This is a genomic window from Paraburkholderia sediminicola, from assembly GCF_902859805.1.
GTDB classification, from domain to species: domain Bacteria; phylum Pseudomonadota; class Gammaproteobacteria; order Burkholderiales; family Burkholderiaceae; genus Paraburkholderia; species Paraburkholderia sediminicola.
The window spans coordinates 240,298-255,286 of the sequence record NZ_CADIKC010000008.1; the positions used below are offsets into that span (position 1 = coordinate 240,298).

The following is a 14,989-nucleotide window of genomic DNA, read 5'->3' on the forward strand; positions in this document are numbered from 1 at the left end:
CTAGACGGTCGATCTCCGTTGACACAACACCATCAGTTGAGTGCCTTGCGCGCCATCAGTGCCTTACCCGCACGCGCGCCATTCTCCCGGCCCATTTGCTGACTCACCCAATCGCCAATCGAAACGACCGCATCAAGGTCAATGCCGGTTTCGATTCCGAGGCCATCCAGAAGGTAGAGCAGATCTTCGGTCGCGACATTGCCAGTGGCGCCTTTGGCATAGGGACAACCGCCCAGTCCGCCAACGGACGCGTGGAACGTTGTCATTCCGACCTGCAGGGCGCCGAAGATATTTGCCAATGCCTGCCCATAGGTATCATGAAAGTGGCCGGCGAGATTCGCCAACGGAAACTCCCTGGAAGCCGCCTCAACCACTTGCTGAACCTGGTGCGCCGTGCCCACCCCAATGGTGTCGGCAATATCGATTTCGTCACACCCCAGATCGCGGAAGCGTTTGACCATATCGACGACGGCATCGACGCTCACCGGCCCCTGGTACGGGCATCCGAAAGAGCATGAAATGCTGGCGCGCAATTGCAATCCCACTTCTTTCGCCATACGCGCGACCGGCGCAAAGCGCTCGAGCGATTCCGCCACAGAACAATTGATGTTGCGAACGGAAAATGCTTCACTTGCGGCACCGAAAATGACGACCTCGTCGACCTTGCTCTCAATCGCGGCCTCGAGCCCTCTCATGTTGGGTGTCAGCGCGGCATACGAGACCCCGGCTGCGCGATCGATTCCAGCCATGACTTGCGCGCCGTCGGCCATTTGCGGAATCCATTTTGGCGACACGAAAGACGCCGCTTCGATTCGTTGTACGCCGGCGCCAACGAGTCGATTGACCAGTTCAATCTTGGTGTCAGTTGGTATGAACGTGCTTTCCGCCTGCAGACCGTCTCTAGGCCCAACTTCAACAACGTGTACGCGCTTTGGAAGACCGCTACCCGTGCCCTCCCTCCAACGTGCCTGCTGATCCATTGAAAACTCCATTTCGTGGCGAGCGTCGCCCCTCCAGGCGAGACGCTCGCTTCCACTATTTACTTCGAGAGCACCTGCCCCAATGCCCGGCGAAGTTCGGCAGCCGGATCACCCGGCAACGTCAGGCTACGCCACGCTACGTGATGGTCCGGGCGGGCCAACACACAACCGCTGTCGCCGATTTCACGCACGCGAGCCCAGTCGCCCGTGTGGTCCGCATAGGCCTGCCGCGGACCAATAACGTGCACGTCGATCTTCAACCCCAGCTCTTCACCAACCTTTGAGACAGCCTCAACCCACGCTTCGCCGCCAAGACCGGTGAACAGTACGAATCGCCCGTGTCCTGCGAGGTCGAGCGTGGAGTGTTGGCGGCCACGGGCGTCGAAAACCCAGGCATGCGGCAAACGCGCGCCGGGCCATGTCGTGGCCTGGTAGTACAGTTCACGGTCGCGTGTGAACTCCGGCTCGGTTTGTCCATCGGTCACTGCAGCGCTCGAGCGATAGCGTTGGTTCATCTCCACACCCTGGGCGTCCAGCTCATATCGTTTGAACGCCAACGCCTCCCGGATTTCGTCGCGCTGTTTTTCGGCAGCTGCCGTGGATCCGCTTCGAGCATGCATATTCGCTTGCAAGACCTCGCCGTCATTCGATTTGTCGATGCCAAGCGCGCTATAGAGCGGAGCAAATTCGGCAATCGACTGGTTCGCGCGAGTGACGACCTGCTTGGCGATCGGTGCACGCTCAACCGAATAGGTATCCAGAAGCGCTTCGCCCGCGCGCCCCTTGATGACTTCCGCGAGCTTCCACGCGAGATTGAACGCGTCCTGAATCGACGTGTTGGAGCCCAAGCCGCCGGACGGTGGGTGCCGGTGGGTCGCGTCGCCCATGCAGAACACTCGCCCCTCCTGCATGCGGGTCGCGTACATGTTATTCACTGTCCACGTATTCGCGCCCAGCAGTTCGATCTCGAGATCCGGCTTACCCACGAGCTGGCGTGCGATCGTGGTGGCCTTTGCCTCGTCAACAACCGGCGTCGGCTCGTTGATGTCATAACCCCAAACGATCAACCACTCGTGCCAGGGCCGAACCATCCGGATCAGGCCCATTCCGATCCCGCCCACTTCCGCACCCGGTTGCATGATTGGGTACAACACTGCAGGGCGATGCGCGACAAATTCTGACAGGTCCGCACGGAACCAGATGTTCATCGATCCCCGCACGCCCATCTGCCCTTCGAAAGGCAGACCTGCGTCTTTTGCGACCTTGGAGTTCCCGCCGTCGGCGCCAATCAGGTACTTCGATTTGACCGTAAACTCCTCGCCCGACAATCGGTCACGGCAGCGCGTGAGAACACCTTCGTCAGTTTGCGTATGACTCAGATATTCCGTGCTCATCCGCGCTTCCGTTCCTCGCGAGCACGCCGTTTTGAAAAGCAGCGGCTCCATGAACGTCTGCGGCAAATCGTTCATTTTGGTCGGACTCGACAATTGACGCTCCGCTCTCGAGAGCGGATGCAGCCCCCAACTGGGCACCCGGCCAATCTCCTCACCAGTCAGGCTTTCGCAGAAAACCGTCCCACCCATCAGATCCTGATCGGTCGCGTGCAGGTAGGCCTCCTGCTCCACCTGCTGACCGAGGTCGCGCAGGACCTCCATGGTGCGCAGATTGGTGATGTGCGCTCGAGGCGTGTTGGCCAGCCAACGATACTGGTTGATGACCATGTTGTTGATACCGTACGTCGAAAGCAGCGCGGCACTGGCGGAGCCCGCAGGCCCCGTTCCGACGATGAGTACGTCCGTGGTTATTTCATACATTCGACACCTCCAATTGTCCTGCCTTCGTGCCTCACCGTCTCCGTGTAGTTCGGATAACTAATTCAAGGCGAGTGTACGAGTCTCTGTTTTTACGATCCTGTCCGGTTTTCGCTAACCTGTCAGGCGGTCTTGTGCTCGGTCAGATTGAGATAGCGGATCATCTCCTCACGCATTGCGAACTTCTGTACTTTTCCGGTAACGGTCATAGGCAGTTCGCTCACGAAGCGAATGTATTTGGGCACTTTATAGTGCGCGATCTGCCCTCGGCAAAAGTCTTTGATGTCTTCCTCAGTCGAACCTTCGCCTTTTCGAAGCACAATCCAGGCGCACAACTCCTCGCCGTTCTTCTCATCCGGCACGCCGAACACCTGCACGTTCTGGATTTTCGGATGTCTGAAGAGATACTCCTCAACTTCGCGGGGATAGATGTTCTCTCCCCCTCGAATCACCATGTCTTTCAATCTTCCGACGATGTTGCAATATCCATCGGCGTCGATCGTGGCGAGATCGCCTGTATGCATCCATCCGTCTACGATGCTTTCGCGCGTTTTTGTCTCGTCTTCCCAGTACCCCTGCATCACCGAGTACCCTCGTGTACAGAGTTCCCCCGTCTCACCGACAGAGACAGTCCCACCATCGAAATCAACGATCTTCACTTCGAGATGAGGTTGAATCCGCCCGACCGTTGTTGTGCGCTTATCGAGCGGATCGGCGGTTCCACTCTGAAACGATACGGGGCTGGTCTCCGTCATGCCGTACGCAATGGTCACCTCGCGCATATTCATCTTTGTCACGACCTGATTCATTGTCTCGACAGGACAAGGCGATCCGGCCATGATGCCGGTGCGCAGACTGCTCAGATCAAACGATGCAAAGTCCGCATGCCCCAGTTCAGCGATAAACATGGTCGGCACCCCGTGAAGTGCGGTGCAACGCTCTTCCGAGACGGCCGCGAGGGTCGCGCCGGCGTCGAATCCTTCGCCCGGAAAGACCATCTGAGCGCCAACCGACACGCACGCCAGTACGCCGAGCACCATGCCGAAACAGTGGTACAGCGGCACAGGAATGCAAAGCGAGTCGGCTTCGGACAGCTTCATCGCCATGCCGACAAAGCGCGCGTTGTTGACAATGTTTCGATGCGTCAGCGTTGCACCCTTGGGACTGCCGGTGGTGCCGCTCGTGAACTGGATATTGATCGGGTCCTGAGACGAAAGAGTTTGCTCGACGGCATCGATTACCTCATGCCCTTCGTCTCGAAGCATCCCCTCTCCGCGTTGCATGACCGAGTGGAACGACATGACGCCCGAAACGCGCCAGTCGCCCACGGAGATCACCGTACGAAGGTCCGGCAGACGTTCCACCTTCAACTCGTCCGGCTGCTGCGACGCGAGTTCAGGCGCAATGTCGAGCAACATCGAAATGTAGTTCGACGTTTTGAAACTCTCAGCGGTGACGAGCGCCTTGCATTTCACCTTCCGCAACGCGTACTCGAGTTCCGACACACGATAGGCGGGATTGATGTTGACCAGCACGGCACCGATGCGCGCGGTCGCGAACTGCGTGAGCAACCATTCGAACCGGTTGGGAGACCAGATGCCGACGCGGTCCCCTTTTTCTATGCCCAACGACAGAAGCCCTGCGGCAAGCTGATCGACATGATCGTCAAATTCGCTCCATGTCCACCGTACCAGTTGCTCCCGGAATACCACAGCTTGCTGATCGGGAAATCTGCGTGCTGTTTCCCTCAGAAACTGGCCGACTGTAGACTCGCTCAACGGAACATCCGTCGAACCCCGTACGTAGGCAACGCCATCGGCAGGCGCTTCGAGCGTAAGGGAACCGGGTAAAGTGTGCATGAAGCCCTCCTCCATCGTTACTGCGCGTTTCCGCCAAAAATTCCGCTGAACGAAGTTATGTAGCGATTGCAATGCCGCCGGCCCCTGTCGAAGGCCGACATCGAAAACGCTTTATTTCCCGTGAAAAACCATCTCAGCCGGTTCTTCATCGCGATCGAACGCCTCGGCTGTGTTGGCGAAACCGCGCGTGGCGTCCTCCGTGTTGTACAGGTCCATGCACACATCCAGCATGGCGGCATCCGCACCGGCGACGCCACCGCTTGACCACACCTTGAGCAGGGTGCGCGTCGCTGCGTACGAAAGCGTGGGACCGTCCGAGAGCTGCGCAACCAGCTCGGCGGCAACACGCTCCAGCGCATCGGGTTCAGCCACGTGCGTTGCTATCCCGAGATCGCGGGCCACGCTGCCGGGAATCCCTTCACCCAGCATCGCGAAACGGGACGCGTTGCTACGCCCCACTCGCTCGGCCAGCCGCTGCAGTGCTCCCGCAATGGGAAGCATTGCGGTCGTGACCTCGACGCACCGGAACACGGCGTCGGTCGACGCCACAATGAAGTCGCAGTTCAACGCGAGTTCGAACCCGCCGCCAAAAGCGAGCCCTTGCACCACCGCCACCGTCGGGACGCGGAGTGCTTCGATTGCGCGATACGAGGTGTTGATTTCCGCGACGAACGTGCGGAACCAGTTCAGGTCCTTTCCCGGCCATTCGCGCACCTCGCCACCGAGACTGAAGTTGGGCCCCTCGGCCCGAACGACCAGTACCCGGATGTCGCTTTCGCTGGCTTCGTGAACCGCCTGCCGGAGACACTCTGCAAACCGTGCATCGAGACGGTTGTACGGCGGATTCGCCAGAACGATATTCCCGACCTTCCCGTCGCGCTCAAAACGTATGCTTTTCATCGCCTAACCTCACTATTCAGTCAGATTCACCAGGCGTCCGTGACGCCTGGGAATGTTTCGCAATTCAGGATTTTTCTTGATTCAACGGAATGATCGGAAGAAGCAGATGCGAGGGGCGATCGGCGTCGCGGTAAATCTTGTGTGTGACCGTGTTGCTGCTGGTGACGTGATACGGAATGTATTCGACGTCGGTCATCGCACCCGTTCCTGTCGGCGCATCCATGCTGCAGATCTCGATACAGATCCGATGGCCGGCCTTGAACTGGTTTGCCGTCGCGAGCACCTGGATTTCATACTTGACGATCTCGCCCGGTGTGACCGGCGCGATCGACTCCTTCGTCAACTTGTGGAACGGCTCCGCGGGCGTGGATCGGGCAGGATCCGTTGCACGGTATGACGCTTTCAGCCAGCCGCGGGTAAGTTCGCGCTCAGGCAGTGTGTCCGGCACCGACCGTTCGCCGACGCGTGCAGTAAGCACCGATACGTCCGGGCCCACGTCTTTAAGTACGACAATCCAGTTGGTGTCGGTCTGGTCGATCTCCGCGTAGAGCGTCAGCGAAATGGGACCTGCCACCAGTACGTCCTGCGCAAGCGGCTCAGTCATGTAACGCAGGCGCTCGACCTTGGACGTCTTTTTGAGCGGCATTTGCGTGAAGACATCAGGTTCCCGATGCGCGTTGCCAACTTCCCCTGCAGGACGAGGGGCATCTGTGGAAAGCTGCTCCCAGCCTGACAGGTAGTACTTCGCCCATTGCGTCTCAGGCAAAGGCCAGTCACTACCCGTGCGCCATTCGTTGGCGCCCATGACCCAGTAGCGAACCGGCGGTTCGTTCATGATGCCGGTATCGATACCCTTCAACCAGTAGTCGTACCAGCGAATGACCTCGTCGTGATACTGATGGAATGGCCGCTCCAGATGCGCCGGGCCCGTAAAGATCAGCTTGCGCGGCTGTTTGACATTGCTGAAGTAATGCTGCGCGCCAAGCCAGTGCAATTTGTAGGTGTAAGCGTAAGCGCCGGAACCGGTATAGAACGGCACCTTGATCGACTTGAAAATCTCCTCGGCTCGCTCGACCGTCCCTTCCGGCTCCCAAGGGTTGGTCATGATGTGATACATCACCCCCGTGCGCTGCCCCTTCTGCGTCAGGATGTTGTACAGGTTGATGTACATCTTGTAGTCGGGGTTGAGCATGGCTTCGCGCCAGAGTTCCTCTTGCGCTTCAGGCAGCGTACCCGGCACACCGCGCGGCTCATGCACCGTGCTGAAAACGTCAAGCAGATACGGGAACGTGTGGACGACGCCACCGGGGTTGAAGTCGCGGAACCCGAACATCCCGCCGTATGCACTGCAGGCGTCGTACGGAAAGATTGCCTTGAGCGCGGGGTGGCCCTGCGCCGCCGCACGCCATTGTTCGCCGGCAAAACCCGAGATTCCCACCATGCCGACCTTGCCGTCGGACCACGGCTGCTGTGTGATCCATTCGATCATGTCGTAATGGTCAGTGTTCTCCTCGCCATAGTGGCCTTCCGACTTGGCGGAGCCACGCGGTTGCGCAATGACGTGCACATAACCATTGGCGATGAAGCGGCGAGTGTCCCCGGCTTCTATCGGCCCAAACCAGAGCGGCGCATGCGCGGGCTGTGGGGGCAAGACGTCTGCAATATCCGGACCTTGAAGATCCTTGTTGTGCAAAGCTGAGGCGTACAGCACGGGATACTTGCCGTCCGCGTCCGGTCGATAAACGTCTACCGCAAGACGGGTTCCGTCCCGCATCGTTACCACGATGTCGCGTTCTTCAATCATGTCTCCTCCTTCGTTGGCCTGTTCGGCGTCAACAGACGGCCCTCTCAAGGCCGAAAATTTGCTTTACCCGCCGACGCGCGCTTTTGCGTTCACTCATCGAGAGTCGCACGATCAGGCAGATTCCGTAATTCACTATACTTCACGTCCGTAAAGTATGCAAGACGAACGACGTGCCAAAACTAAAAGTCTGAATCCCAAATGAATTGCAAGCCTGGAGCGGCTATGCGCCCATAGCCCCGGGGGCTAATGCCTTACCCTCATTGCGTGGTGCTGTTCGGCAACAGTGGATCAGCCGTCGATCCCGTACTGATGTCCGCCACCTGTTCGGTCAGCAAAAGCCGTTGTGCAGAGAGCACTCGCGCCATGACGGTCATGCATACGCAAGCCATCAAAAGCGGTATCGACAACAACGCACATGTGAGCAGGTACGGAAAACCCGATATGACGATCAGGCCAATCAGAGACGAACCGACAATGGACCCCAGCCGTCCGATCGCAACGTTCCAGCCACCGCCTGATGCACGCAACGCAGTTGGATAGAAGATGCCCGGAATGGTGTTGACGCAGATAAGCGGTCCTCCAACAGCTATGCCGGACAGGAAGACCACGCCCACGTGCCACTGAGTGGTTTCGGAGATCCCCAACGCAATGACAAGCAGCGAGCCCGCGCCAAACGCCACGGAAACGACTGACGCCACGTTATAGCGACGAACAAGGACCGCGAAAAGAACCGCGCCGCCAAGCGCACCGAACTGGAACAGTGACGATACCTGCGAGGCGTCGTGCATCGATAGCCCCATCTGCTTCAGGTGGGTCGGCATCCAGCTTCCAATCAGAAAGAACACCAGATAACCCGCAAATTCCGCAAGCCACGTCAACACGGTGCCGAGCCGGTATTTCGCGCTCAACAGCGCCCGGCTTCCGCTTATCGATTCACGCGTTTCCGCGATGAATAGATGCATGCCAGAGCAGTCTAAAGACGGGAACACTTTGGCAAGAACGCGTTGCGCCTCGTCATTGGACCGTCGACTGGCCACGACGTAGAGCGGCGATTCGGGCACTTGCCACGCAAACAAGGCAACGACCCCAAGCGGCAGAAGACCACTCAGTACCAGCATGCCTCGCCACCCCAATGTCCCGATAGCGAGAGACGTCACCAGACCCGCGGCTGCCGCACCGAAAAGAAATCCACAGTAAGTCGACGCGAGCATCGCTGAGCGTGAACGATCGGGGCTATATTCAGCGACGATCGCCGACGTAGCGGGCATCGCTGCTCCGATGCCGATACCGGTTATGAAGCGCAAGGCAACCAGCTGAAATATCGACTGCGCTTCGCTCGACATCACACCCGCGATTCCAAACCATGCAATTGCCACGATGCTCACCGTTCGACGACCAACACGGTCAGCCAGTGTTCCTCCAACGATCGATCCAATCAGCAAACCAGTGAGTCCGAAGGCCACCAAAGGCGAGAGCGCAGCGCTCGATAGATGCCAATGCTGGCTTATCGCAGGTGCGATAAAACTGATCACAATGGTGTCGAAACCTTCGATCGCTGTTGCCGCGAAGCAGATGAGGAACACGGTCCACTGCTTACGCCCCATAGGCATATCGTTGAAAATCTCGCGTACATCCCGCTGGGCATAGCCTATGCTATTCATCGCATTGTCCTTGACGATCGATCACCTGATTGCGGTGTTAATCTGGGTTCAACTGTTTCTCGACACCACCGACATCACCGACATCACACGTTCGTTAAAACCGATGACGGATACCCACTCGCAACAAGCCCTGCGTCTGTCCACTCGACGGTGAAGGAATCAACGTGATCTGCGCCTGAGTCGCTGAACCCGCCGCCTTCAGCAGTTCGGCCGCAAAGTAGACGTCCGTGCGCTTCGAGAGGAAATAGTTGGTGTAGAGATCGATCGCCCGATAGATTGGCGTCGCGGAGGTCGCATCCACTTTGCCGTGCGTGTAGATGTACGCGGCACCGGCGAACAGAAACGGCGTAATGAAATAGCCGACGTTTGCCTCGTAGTTGTCAAACCGCACGTTACTGCCAAGAAAGCCCTTCTTGAATTGCGTCGACGTGTACTGGAATGCAATAGAAGCGCCGCCGAGCTTGTACGATGCGCCGACCCCCGCGATCGATTCGCTTTCCGCGCTCTGCACGTACGGGGCATAAATGATGTTTCGGGGTGCGATGCTATCGAATGCCGCGGCATATGGATTCTTGATGATCGTATAGGCGGCCGCAACATACAGCGGGAAGCTGATTCCGTTGTAACTCAGTCCCACTGACGTCACGCTATTCGTGGAGAATTGTCCGGGCTGCCCACCAAAGCTATAGAGCGCACCAAATGTGAAGCCTGCAATTTTCGGGCTGGCGTATTTAACCGAGTTATTGATGCGTATGCTTCCGCCAACGTTGTCGACGTCACCGGCGTGAGCGAAGTTGACCGCCCAGTTCAAACCGGCCGCGATGGGAGAAAGCATTTCGGCGACTTCCTCGTATTGACGTCCAAGCGTGAACGTCCCATACGGGCTTGAGATTCCAACGTACGCCTGACGGCCGAACAAACGCCCATTGTTGGACAGGTTTCCACTCGATACATCAAAGCCGTTTTCCAACGTGAAGACCGCTTTGTAACCGCCGCCCAGATCTTCTGCGCCACGCAGCCCCCATCTGGACAATGATCCGCCTCCGCTCTGAACCAGCCAGGCTGAATGTCCGTTCTGATTACTTGCGTAGGTCAAGCCTTCATCCAGCAGACCGTACAGTGTCACTGAACTTTGCGCATACACCACCGCGGGCGTGACACAAAAAAGCGCCGCGGCCAAGGACAATCTCTTCATCTCCAGTCTCCTTTGTCGTTTTGAACGCACTGCTAACTGGCACATCAGGGCTACTGGAAAGAAGGATATGTCTAAATTTTCCGTTCGTATAGTTTAATTTGGATAGGAGTATCCCCAGGTATGCCTGGGCCGACGAATGAAGGGAATGGGTCCCTGACTTCGCGCGGAGACGTGAAAGGGATTGAACGTGGTAGCCGATCAGATCGGCAATCGTTGGCGACGTCGCGCAGTCGCGACTTTATGAAGACGCTACCGGCAAAAGAGATGGGGATGTGTGGACCGCGCGAGACAACAGCATCTCAATTCAGGACTTTTGCAGTCCTTCCCTGAGACGAGATTTCTATCTTCAGGTCGATGTGCTTCTGGGCGATTCAGCGTTTGCGATGAATTGTGCAACTCGCTCCGAAAACTCCTTCGTCGACGCGCATCGCAGGAACGCATGTTTTTCCTGTTCAAGATGGCGCTCGAGACCATCTTCGGCCACCATCCCGACAAGCGATTTCATTTCTCTGACCGCTGCCACGGGTACGTCGATGACTTTCCGCGCGAGCGCAAGCGTGGCGTCCTGCAAGGAAGCGGGTTCGGCAATGCTCTGGACGAGCCCTAGCTGCATGGCCTCGTCCGCGGTCAACGAGTCGCGCGTCAACAGGATCTCCAGTGCCCTCGCCGCCCCCAATCGACGCGCGAGATGAAACGAGAGACCACCATCGCTGGACGTCCCCAGCTTGGCGTAGCCGACGACAAAGCGCGCAGTGCTCGACGCGACCACCAGGTCGCACGCCATTGCCAGCGAAAAGCCCGCACCTGCTGCCGCCCCTTGAACGCTGGCGATCACAGGGATCGGCAAGCGCCGCATCGTGACAATCGTGGCATGCAGTGCGGTAATTAACGATTCGAGGTAGGAATCGGAGCGCTGCACGCCGTCGAAAATCTGGCGAAGCTCGCCGCCCGCCGAAAATATCCTGCCCTTGGCTTGAAGTATCACCGCGCGATACTTCGACGACCCCTCAATCTCGCGGAGGGCGCCCAGCAGTTCATCGCAGAACGCCGTGTCGATCGAGTTCGCGCGTGCTTCGTTCACCATCGTAACGAAGGCGATGTCGTCACTTGATGTCAGCGTGATTTTGCTTTCCATCTGTCCTTGATCCGTGAATTACATCTGTAGCCGGATTCGGTTCTGCAGTCGGCTGGGCGAGCGAAATACTTGAACCCTGGACCAACCAGGTCATCTTTATTATACTTTACGACATGTTAATTTAAAAGGAAATTGAGCGGGAAGGAGCAGCGGATCGACCGGGCACACGGCAGGCGCGATAGAATTTTGTCTGACCATTAAGATGCTCTTCAGACTCGTGTTTTTTACCGAACCAACGGCACGCTTTGCTTCGCCCGGAGTTGCCGGCGCATCAGGGCGGCGCTCGTTAAACCGTGTGTTACTGTGCCGGCCAAATCGACAGTGCTCGACGGGTTCAGGCGCAGCCAGGCTTCGGTAGTGAGTGTGTGATACCGTTGCGAAGCCTGCCTTCGTTGATGGTCGCGGCCTGCCCGGCATCGGTCTGTCTGAAGGCGGGAGGCGGAAGGCGGAAGGCACCGGAGCACAGAAGCAACGCAATAACGTATTTCCCAATCGAGAAACCAAATGGCGGACAGCGCAGGTTCCAAGAACGTTGGTAACAAAAGCAGACCAACCGAACTCAAACGTGCAGAGCAGCAGCGGGCGCAGGAAACCCGCTCCGCGATCCTGAACGCGGCACTTGCCGAATTCGCCACGAAGGGCTTTGAGGCTGCGAGTATTCGTAGCATCGCGGATCGCATCGGCTTGCAACATCCGCTCATCACCTATCACTACCGGTCCAAAGACGTTCTCTGGCAAGCGGTGGCGGAATTCGTGTTCGAACGCATTCAGCAGGAGTGGGACACCAATCTGACGGATACGCCCCCCGCCATGGCGGCGGACCGGGTAAAACTTGTGTACCGCTCGTTGTTCCAGTTCACGGTGGATTTTCCCCAATTTCACCGCTTCATGCTGCAAGAGTTCCTTGTGTACAGCCCTCGTTTGCAGTGGCTCGCCGACACAGTGCTCAAGCCATTGATCAGCTGGTTAATTCCACAGATTCGCGCGGCGCAGGATGAAAACACCTTGCCGAAAGTCGAACCGATCCTCCTGCACTACCTCATGATCAGCCTGACATCGACACTTTCCGGATTCGGCCCGGAAATGCTGGCGACCAGCAACGTCTCCGCGTCCGATCCAGCCGTTGTTGAGGCGTACTGGCAGATGGTCGAGACACTTGTCTTCAACAAGCAGCCGGAGACGCCATGTGCGGACAAGGCCGAATCACGTTCGGGCAAGCCCGGTAGCCGGCCCCGCGCATCCGCGCGCGTGAAGAGCAGCTAAAGTACCCCACACTACCGCCCGGTTGTCCCTCGCACTGGCAACGACTCGCGCATCCGCGAGTCGTTCGCGTCCTCAACTGAGCTGCCGTCAGGCCGTCAGGCATATATCTAATAAACCGATCAGTTTCATCTGAAAATATAGGCTATCCAGATTGCAGGCCGGAGCCTATCGTGCGGGTTTCCAGCAGACACATCGTCTGCCACTTCGGAGATCATTCTCATGAAACTGCTACACGTAGATTCCAGCATCCTCGGACAAGGCTCCGTCAGCCGCGATCTGTCAGCGGAAGTCGTCGCGACTTTCCGGGCCCGTCATTCCGGTCTTACCGTGACTCGTCTAGACCTCGCCGCCACGCCGATCGGCCATCTAACTGCCGCCCACCTCGCCGCCGCGCAAGGCGCCCCAGTCGATGACGCATTGAAGGCCGACGTCGCCTTGGGACAAGCCGCGCTCGAGGAATTCCTCGCCGCCGACATCGTGGTCATCGGCTCGCCGATGTACAACCTGGGCGTGCCCTCTCAACTGAAGGCCTGGATCGACCGTATCTCGGTTGCCGGGAAGACGTTCAGCTACAGCGAGCAAGGCCCGGTCGGACTGTGTGGCGGCAAGAAGCTGGTCATCGCTTCGTCGCGCGGCGGCGTTTACAGCGAAGGCTCGCCCGCTGCTTTCTTCGATCATCAGGAAACCTATCTGAAGGCGGCCTTCGGCTTCCTGGGCATCACGGATATCACTTTCATTCGCGCAGAAGGCGTGGCGATGGGTGAGGACGCACGCAGTGGGGCCATTGCCTCGGCGAAGAAAGAGACCGCTGCGCTCGCCGCGTGAGATAAAGGAGCCCCCGCATGACCCATTCCATCCACGGCAACAAACGCTGGCTGGCGCTGATCGTTCTGTGCCTCGGCGTGCTCATGATCGTGCTCGATACGACGATTGTAAACGTTGCCCTGCCGTCGATCGCCGCGGACCTCGGCTTTAGCGAAACCTCGCTGGTGTGGGTGGTCAATGCGTACATGCTCACCTTCGGCGGCTGCCTGTTGCTGGGCGGACGCCTCGGTGATCTCTACGGCTATCGCAAGCTGTTCCTCGGCGGCATCACGCTGTTCACGCTGGCGTCGCTCGCGTGCGGCATGGCGAACTCGCAAATCCTGCTGGTGTGCGCACGTGCCGTACAGGGGTTGGGCGGCGCAGTGGTCTCCGCTGTTTCGCTGTCGCTGATCATGAATCTGTTCACCGAACCAGGCGAACGGGCGAAAGCGATGGGCATATATGGGTTCGTCTGCGCAGGCGGTGGGAGCATCGGCGTGTTGCTCGGCGGTTTGCTGACCAACCTGCTGAGCTGGCACTGGATCTTTCTCGTCAACCTGCCGATTGGCATCGCCGTCTACGCGCTGTGCGTGGCACTCCTGCCGTCGGCACGCGGCCATGCTCATGGCGAACGGCTCGACGTGGCCGGTGCGGTAACCGTGACTGCTTCGCTGATGCTCGCTGTGTACGCGGTCGTGAACGGCAACGAAGCCGGCTGGGCCTCGGCGCAGACGCTCGGCCTGCTGTTCGCCGCGCTCGCGCTGCTGGCTGTGTTTCTCGTGATCGAAGCGCGCGTGCAGCACCCGCTGATGCCGCTCGGTCTGTTCCGCTTGCGCAATGTCGCGACTGCCAACGTGGTCGGTGTACTGTGGGCAGCGGCAATGTTCGCGTGGTTCTTCATCTCCGCGTTGTATCTGCAGCGTGTGCTCGGCTACCGGCCCTTGCAGGTCGGGCTCGCGTTCCTGCCGGCCAGTCTGATCATGGCGTTCTGTTCGCTGAGCCTGTCAGCGCGCGCGGTGATGCGTTTCGGTCTACGCGTGCCGCTTGCCGCCGGGCTGCTCTGCGCGGCGTGTGGCCTTGCGCTGTTCGCTCGCGCACCGGTGAACGGCAGCTTTGTGCTCGACGTGCTGCCCGGCATGATCCTGTTCGGTTTTGGCGCGGGCATTGCATTCAATGCACTGCTGCTGGCCGCCATGAGCGACGTCGATCCGAGCGATTCGGGCCTCGCGTCCGGGATCGTCAATACGTCATTGATGATGGGGGGTGCACTCGGTCTCGCAGTGCTCGCGAGTCTCGCGGCCGCGCGCAGTAACGCAATGCAGGCGTCTGAAAACGCGGTGACGGCGCTCAATAGCGGCTATCACCTGGCGTTTCTGTTCGGTGCGATCCTCGCGGCGGCGGCCGGAGTGCTGGGCGGTTTGTTGCTGCGTCCGGGGCAGCCAGGCGGCGCCGGCACGCGACCGGTTGCTGACGATCACGGCGTCGATCACGGTGTCCCGGTAGCGGCCCCCGCCGCCACAACCGGGAACGCAGCAGCGACCGAGCACTACTGACGGAACGCTCAGGTTACTCGGGTC

At 58.8% G+C, this 14,989-nt stretch carries 11 protein-coding genes; 3 read left to right on the forward strand and 8 right to left on the reverse strand.

Annotated features, from left to right (window positions below; translation table 11 throughout):
• Positions 1-32 precede the first annotated feature (32 nt).
• The 8 genes from R8871_RS26270 to R8871_RS26305 form a co-directional block, all read right to left on the reverse strand.
• On the reverse strand, positions 33-980 hold the full coding sequence (locus R8871_RS26270) for a hydroxymethylglutaryl-CoA lyase (protein WP_175053074.1): 948 nt from the start codon (positions 978-980) through the stop codon (positions 33-35).
• A gap of 59 nt (positions 981-1,039) precedes the next feature.
• On the reverse strand, positions 1,040-2,794 hold the full coding sequence (locus R8871_RS26275; RefSeq protein ID WP_175053075.1) for an FAD-dependent oxidoreductase: 1,755 nt from the start codon (positions 2,792-2,794) through the stop codon (positions 1,040-1,042).
• A 119-nt stretch (positions 2,795-2,913) separates the two neighbouring features.
• Positions 2,914-4,650: an AMP-binding protein gene (locus R8871_RS26280; protein WP_175053076.1), complete on the reverse strand. Its 1,737-nt coding sequence runs from the start codon at positions 4,648-4,650 to the stop codon at positions 2,914-2,916.
• A 111-nt stretch (positions 4,651-4,761) separates the two neighbouring features.
• Complete coding sequence (locus R8871_RS26285; RefSeq protein WP_175053077.1) at positions 4,762-5,550, reverse strand: enoyl-CoA hydratase/isomerase family protein; 789 nt, start codon at positions 5,548-5,550, stop codon at positions 4,762-4,764.
• A gap of 64 nt (positions 5,551-5,614) precedes the next feature.
• Complete coding sequence (locus R8871_RS26290; RefSeq protein ID WP_175053078.1) at positions 5,615-7,354, reverse strand: CocE/NonD family hydrolase; 1,740 nt, start codon at positions 7,352-7,354, stop codon at positions 5,615-5,617.
• 257 nt (positions 7,355-7,611) lie between these two features.
• Positions 7,612-9,015, reverse strand: a complete 1,404-nt coding sequence (locus R8871_RS26295; RefSeq protein WP_175053079.1) for an MFS transporter — start codon at positions 9,013-9,015, stop codon at positions 7,612-7,614.
• Between the two features lie 94 nt (positions 9,016-9,109).
• On the reverse strand, positions 9,110-10,210 hold the full coding sequence (locus tag R8871_RS26300) for a porin (RefSeq protein ID WP_175053080.1): 1,101 nt from the start codon (positions 10,208-10,210) through the stop codon (positions 9,110-9,112).
• Between the two features lie 346 nt (positions 10,211-10,556).
• Positions 10,557-11,345 carry an enoyl-CoA hydratase/isomerase family protein gene (locus R8871_RS26305; protein WP_175053081.1) on the reverse strand — a complete coding sequence of 263 codons (789 nt, stop codon included), beginning with the start codon at positions 11,343-11,345 and terminating at the stop codon, positions 10,557-10,559.
• 504 nt (positions 11,346-11,849) lie between these two features.
• Between R8871_RS26305 and R8871_RS26310 the strand changes: the two genes are divergently transcribed.
• The 3 genes from R8871_RS26310 (at position 11,850) to R8871_RS26320 (ending at position 14,965) form a co-directional block, all read left to right on the forward strand.
• Positions 11,850-12,608: a TetR/AcrR family transcriptional regulator gene (locus tag R8871_RS26310; protein WP_175053082.1), complete on the forward strand. Its 759-nt coding sequence runs from the start codon at positions 11,850-11,852 to the stop codon at positions 12,606-12,608.
• 219 nt (positions 12,609-12,827) lie between these two features.
• Complete coding sequence (locus tag R8871_RS26315; RefSeq protein ID WP_175053083.1) at positions 12,828-13,433, forward strand: FMN-dependent NADH-azoreductase; 606 nt, start codon at positions 12,828-12,830, stop codon at positions 13,431-13,433.
• 17 nt (positions 13,434-13,450) lie between these two features.
• Entirely contained in the window at positions 13,451-14,965 is a 1,515-nt protein-coding gene (locus R8871_RS26320) for an MFS transporter (protein ID WP_246287730.1), read from the forward strand.
• Positions 14,966-14,989: the final 24 nt, after the last annotated feature.

Bases quoted from the DNA above. Each gene is read 5' to 3' on its own strand.
- R8871_RS26315 (WP_175053083.1), top strand. From the start codon at position 12,828: ATGAAACTGCTACACGTAGATTCCAGCATCCTCGGACAAGGCTCCGTC.
- R8871_RS26305 (WP_175053081.1), bottom strand. From the start codon at position 11,345: ATGGAAAGCAAAATCACGCTGACATCAAGTGACGACATCGCCTTCGTT.
- R8871_RS26285 (WP_175053077.1), bottom strand. From the start codon at position 5,550: ATGAAAAGCATACGTTTTGAGCGCGACGGGAAGGTCGGGAATATCGTT.
- R8871_RS26310 (WP_175053082.1), top strand. From the start codon at position 11,850: ATGGCGGACAGCGCAGGTTCCAAGAACGTTGGTAACAAAAGCAGACCA.
- R8871_RS26290 (WP_175053078.1), bottom strand. From the start codon at position 7,354: ATGATTGAAGAACGCGACATCGTGGTAACGATGCGGGACGGAACCCGT.
- R8871_RS26270 (WP_175053074.1), bottom strand. From the start codon at position 980: ATGGATCAGCAGGCACGTTGGAGGGAGGGCACGGGTAGCGGTCTTCCA.
- R8871_RS26300 (WP_175053080.1), bottom strand. From the start codon at position 10,210: ATGAAGAGATTGTCCTTGGCCGCGGCGCTTTTTTGTGTCACGCCCGCG.
- R8871_RS26320 (WP_246287730.1), top strand. From the start codon at position 13,451: ATGACCCATTCCATCCACGGCAACAAACGCTGGCTGGCGCTGATCGTT.
- R8871_RS26275 (WP_175053075.1), bottom strand. From the start codon at position 2,794: ATGTATGAAATAACCACGGACGTACTCATCGTCGGAACGGGGCCTGCG.
- R8871_RS26295 (WP_175053079.1), bottom strand. From the start codon at position 9,015: ATGAATAGCATAGGCTATGCCCAGCGGGATGTACGCGAGATTTTCAAC.
- R8871_RS26280 (WP_175053076.1), bottom strand. From the start codon at position 4,650: ATGCACACTTTACCCGGTTCCCTTACGCTCGAAGCGCCTGCCGATGGC.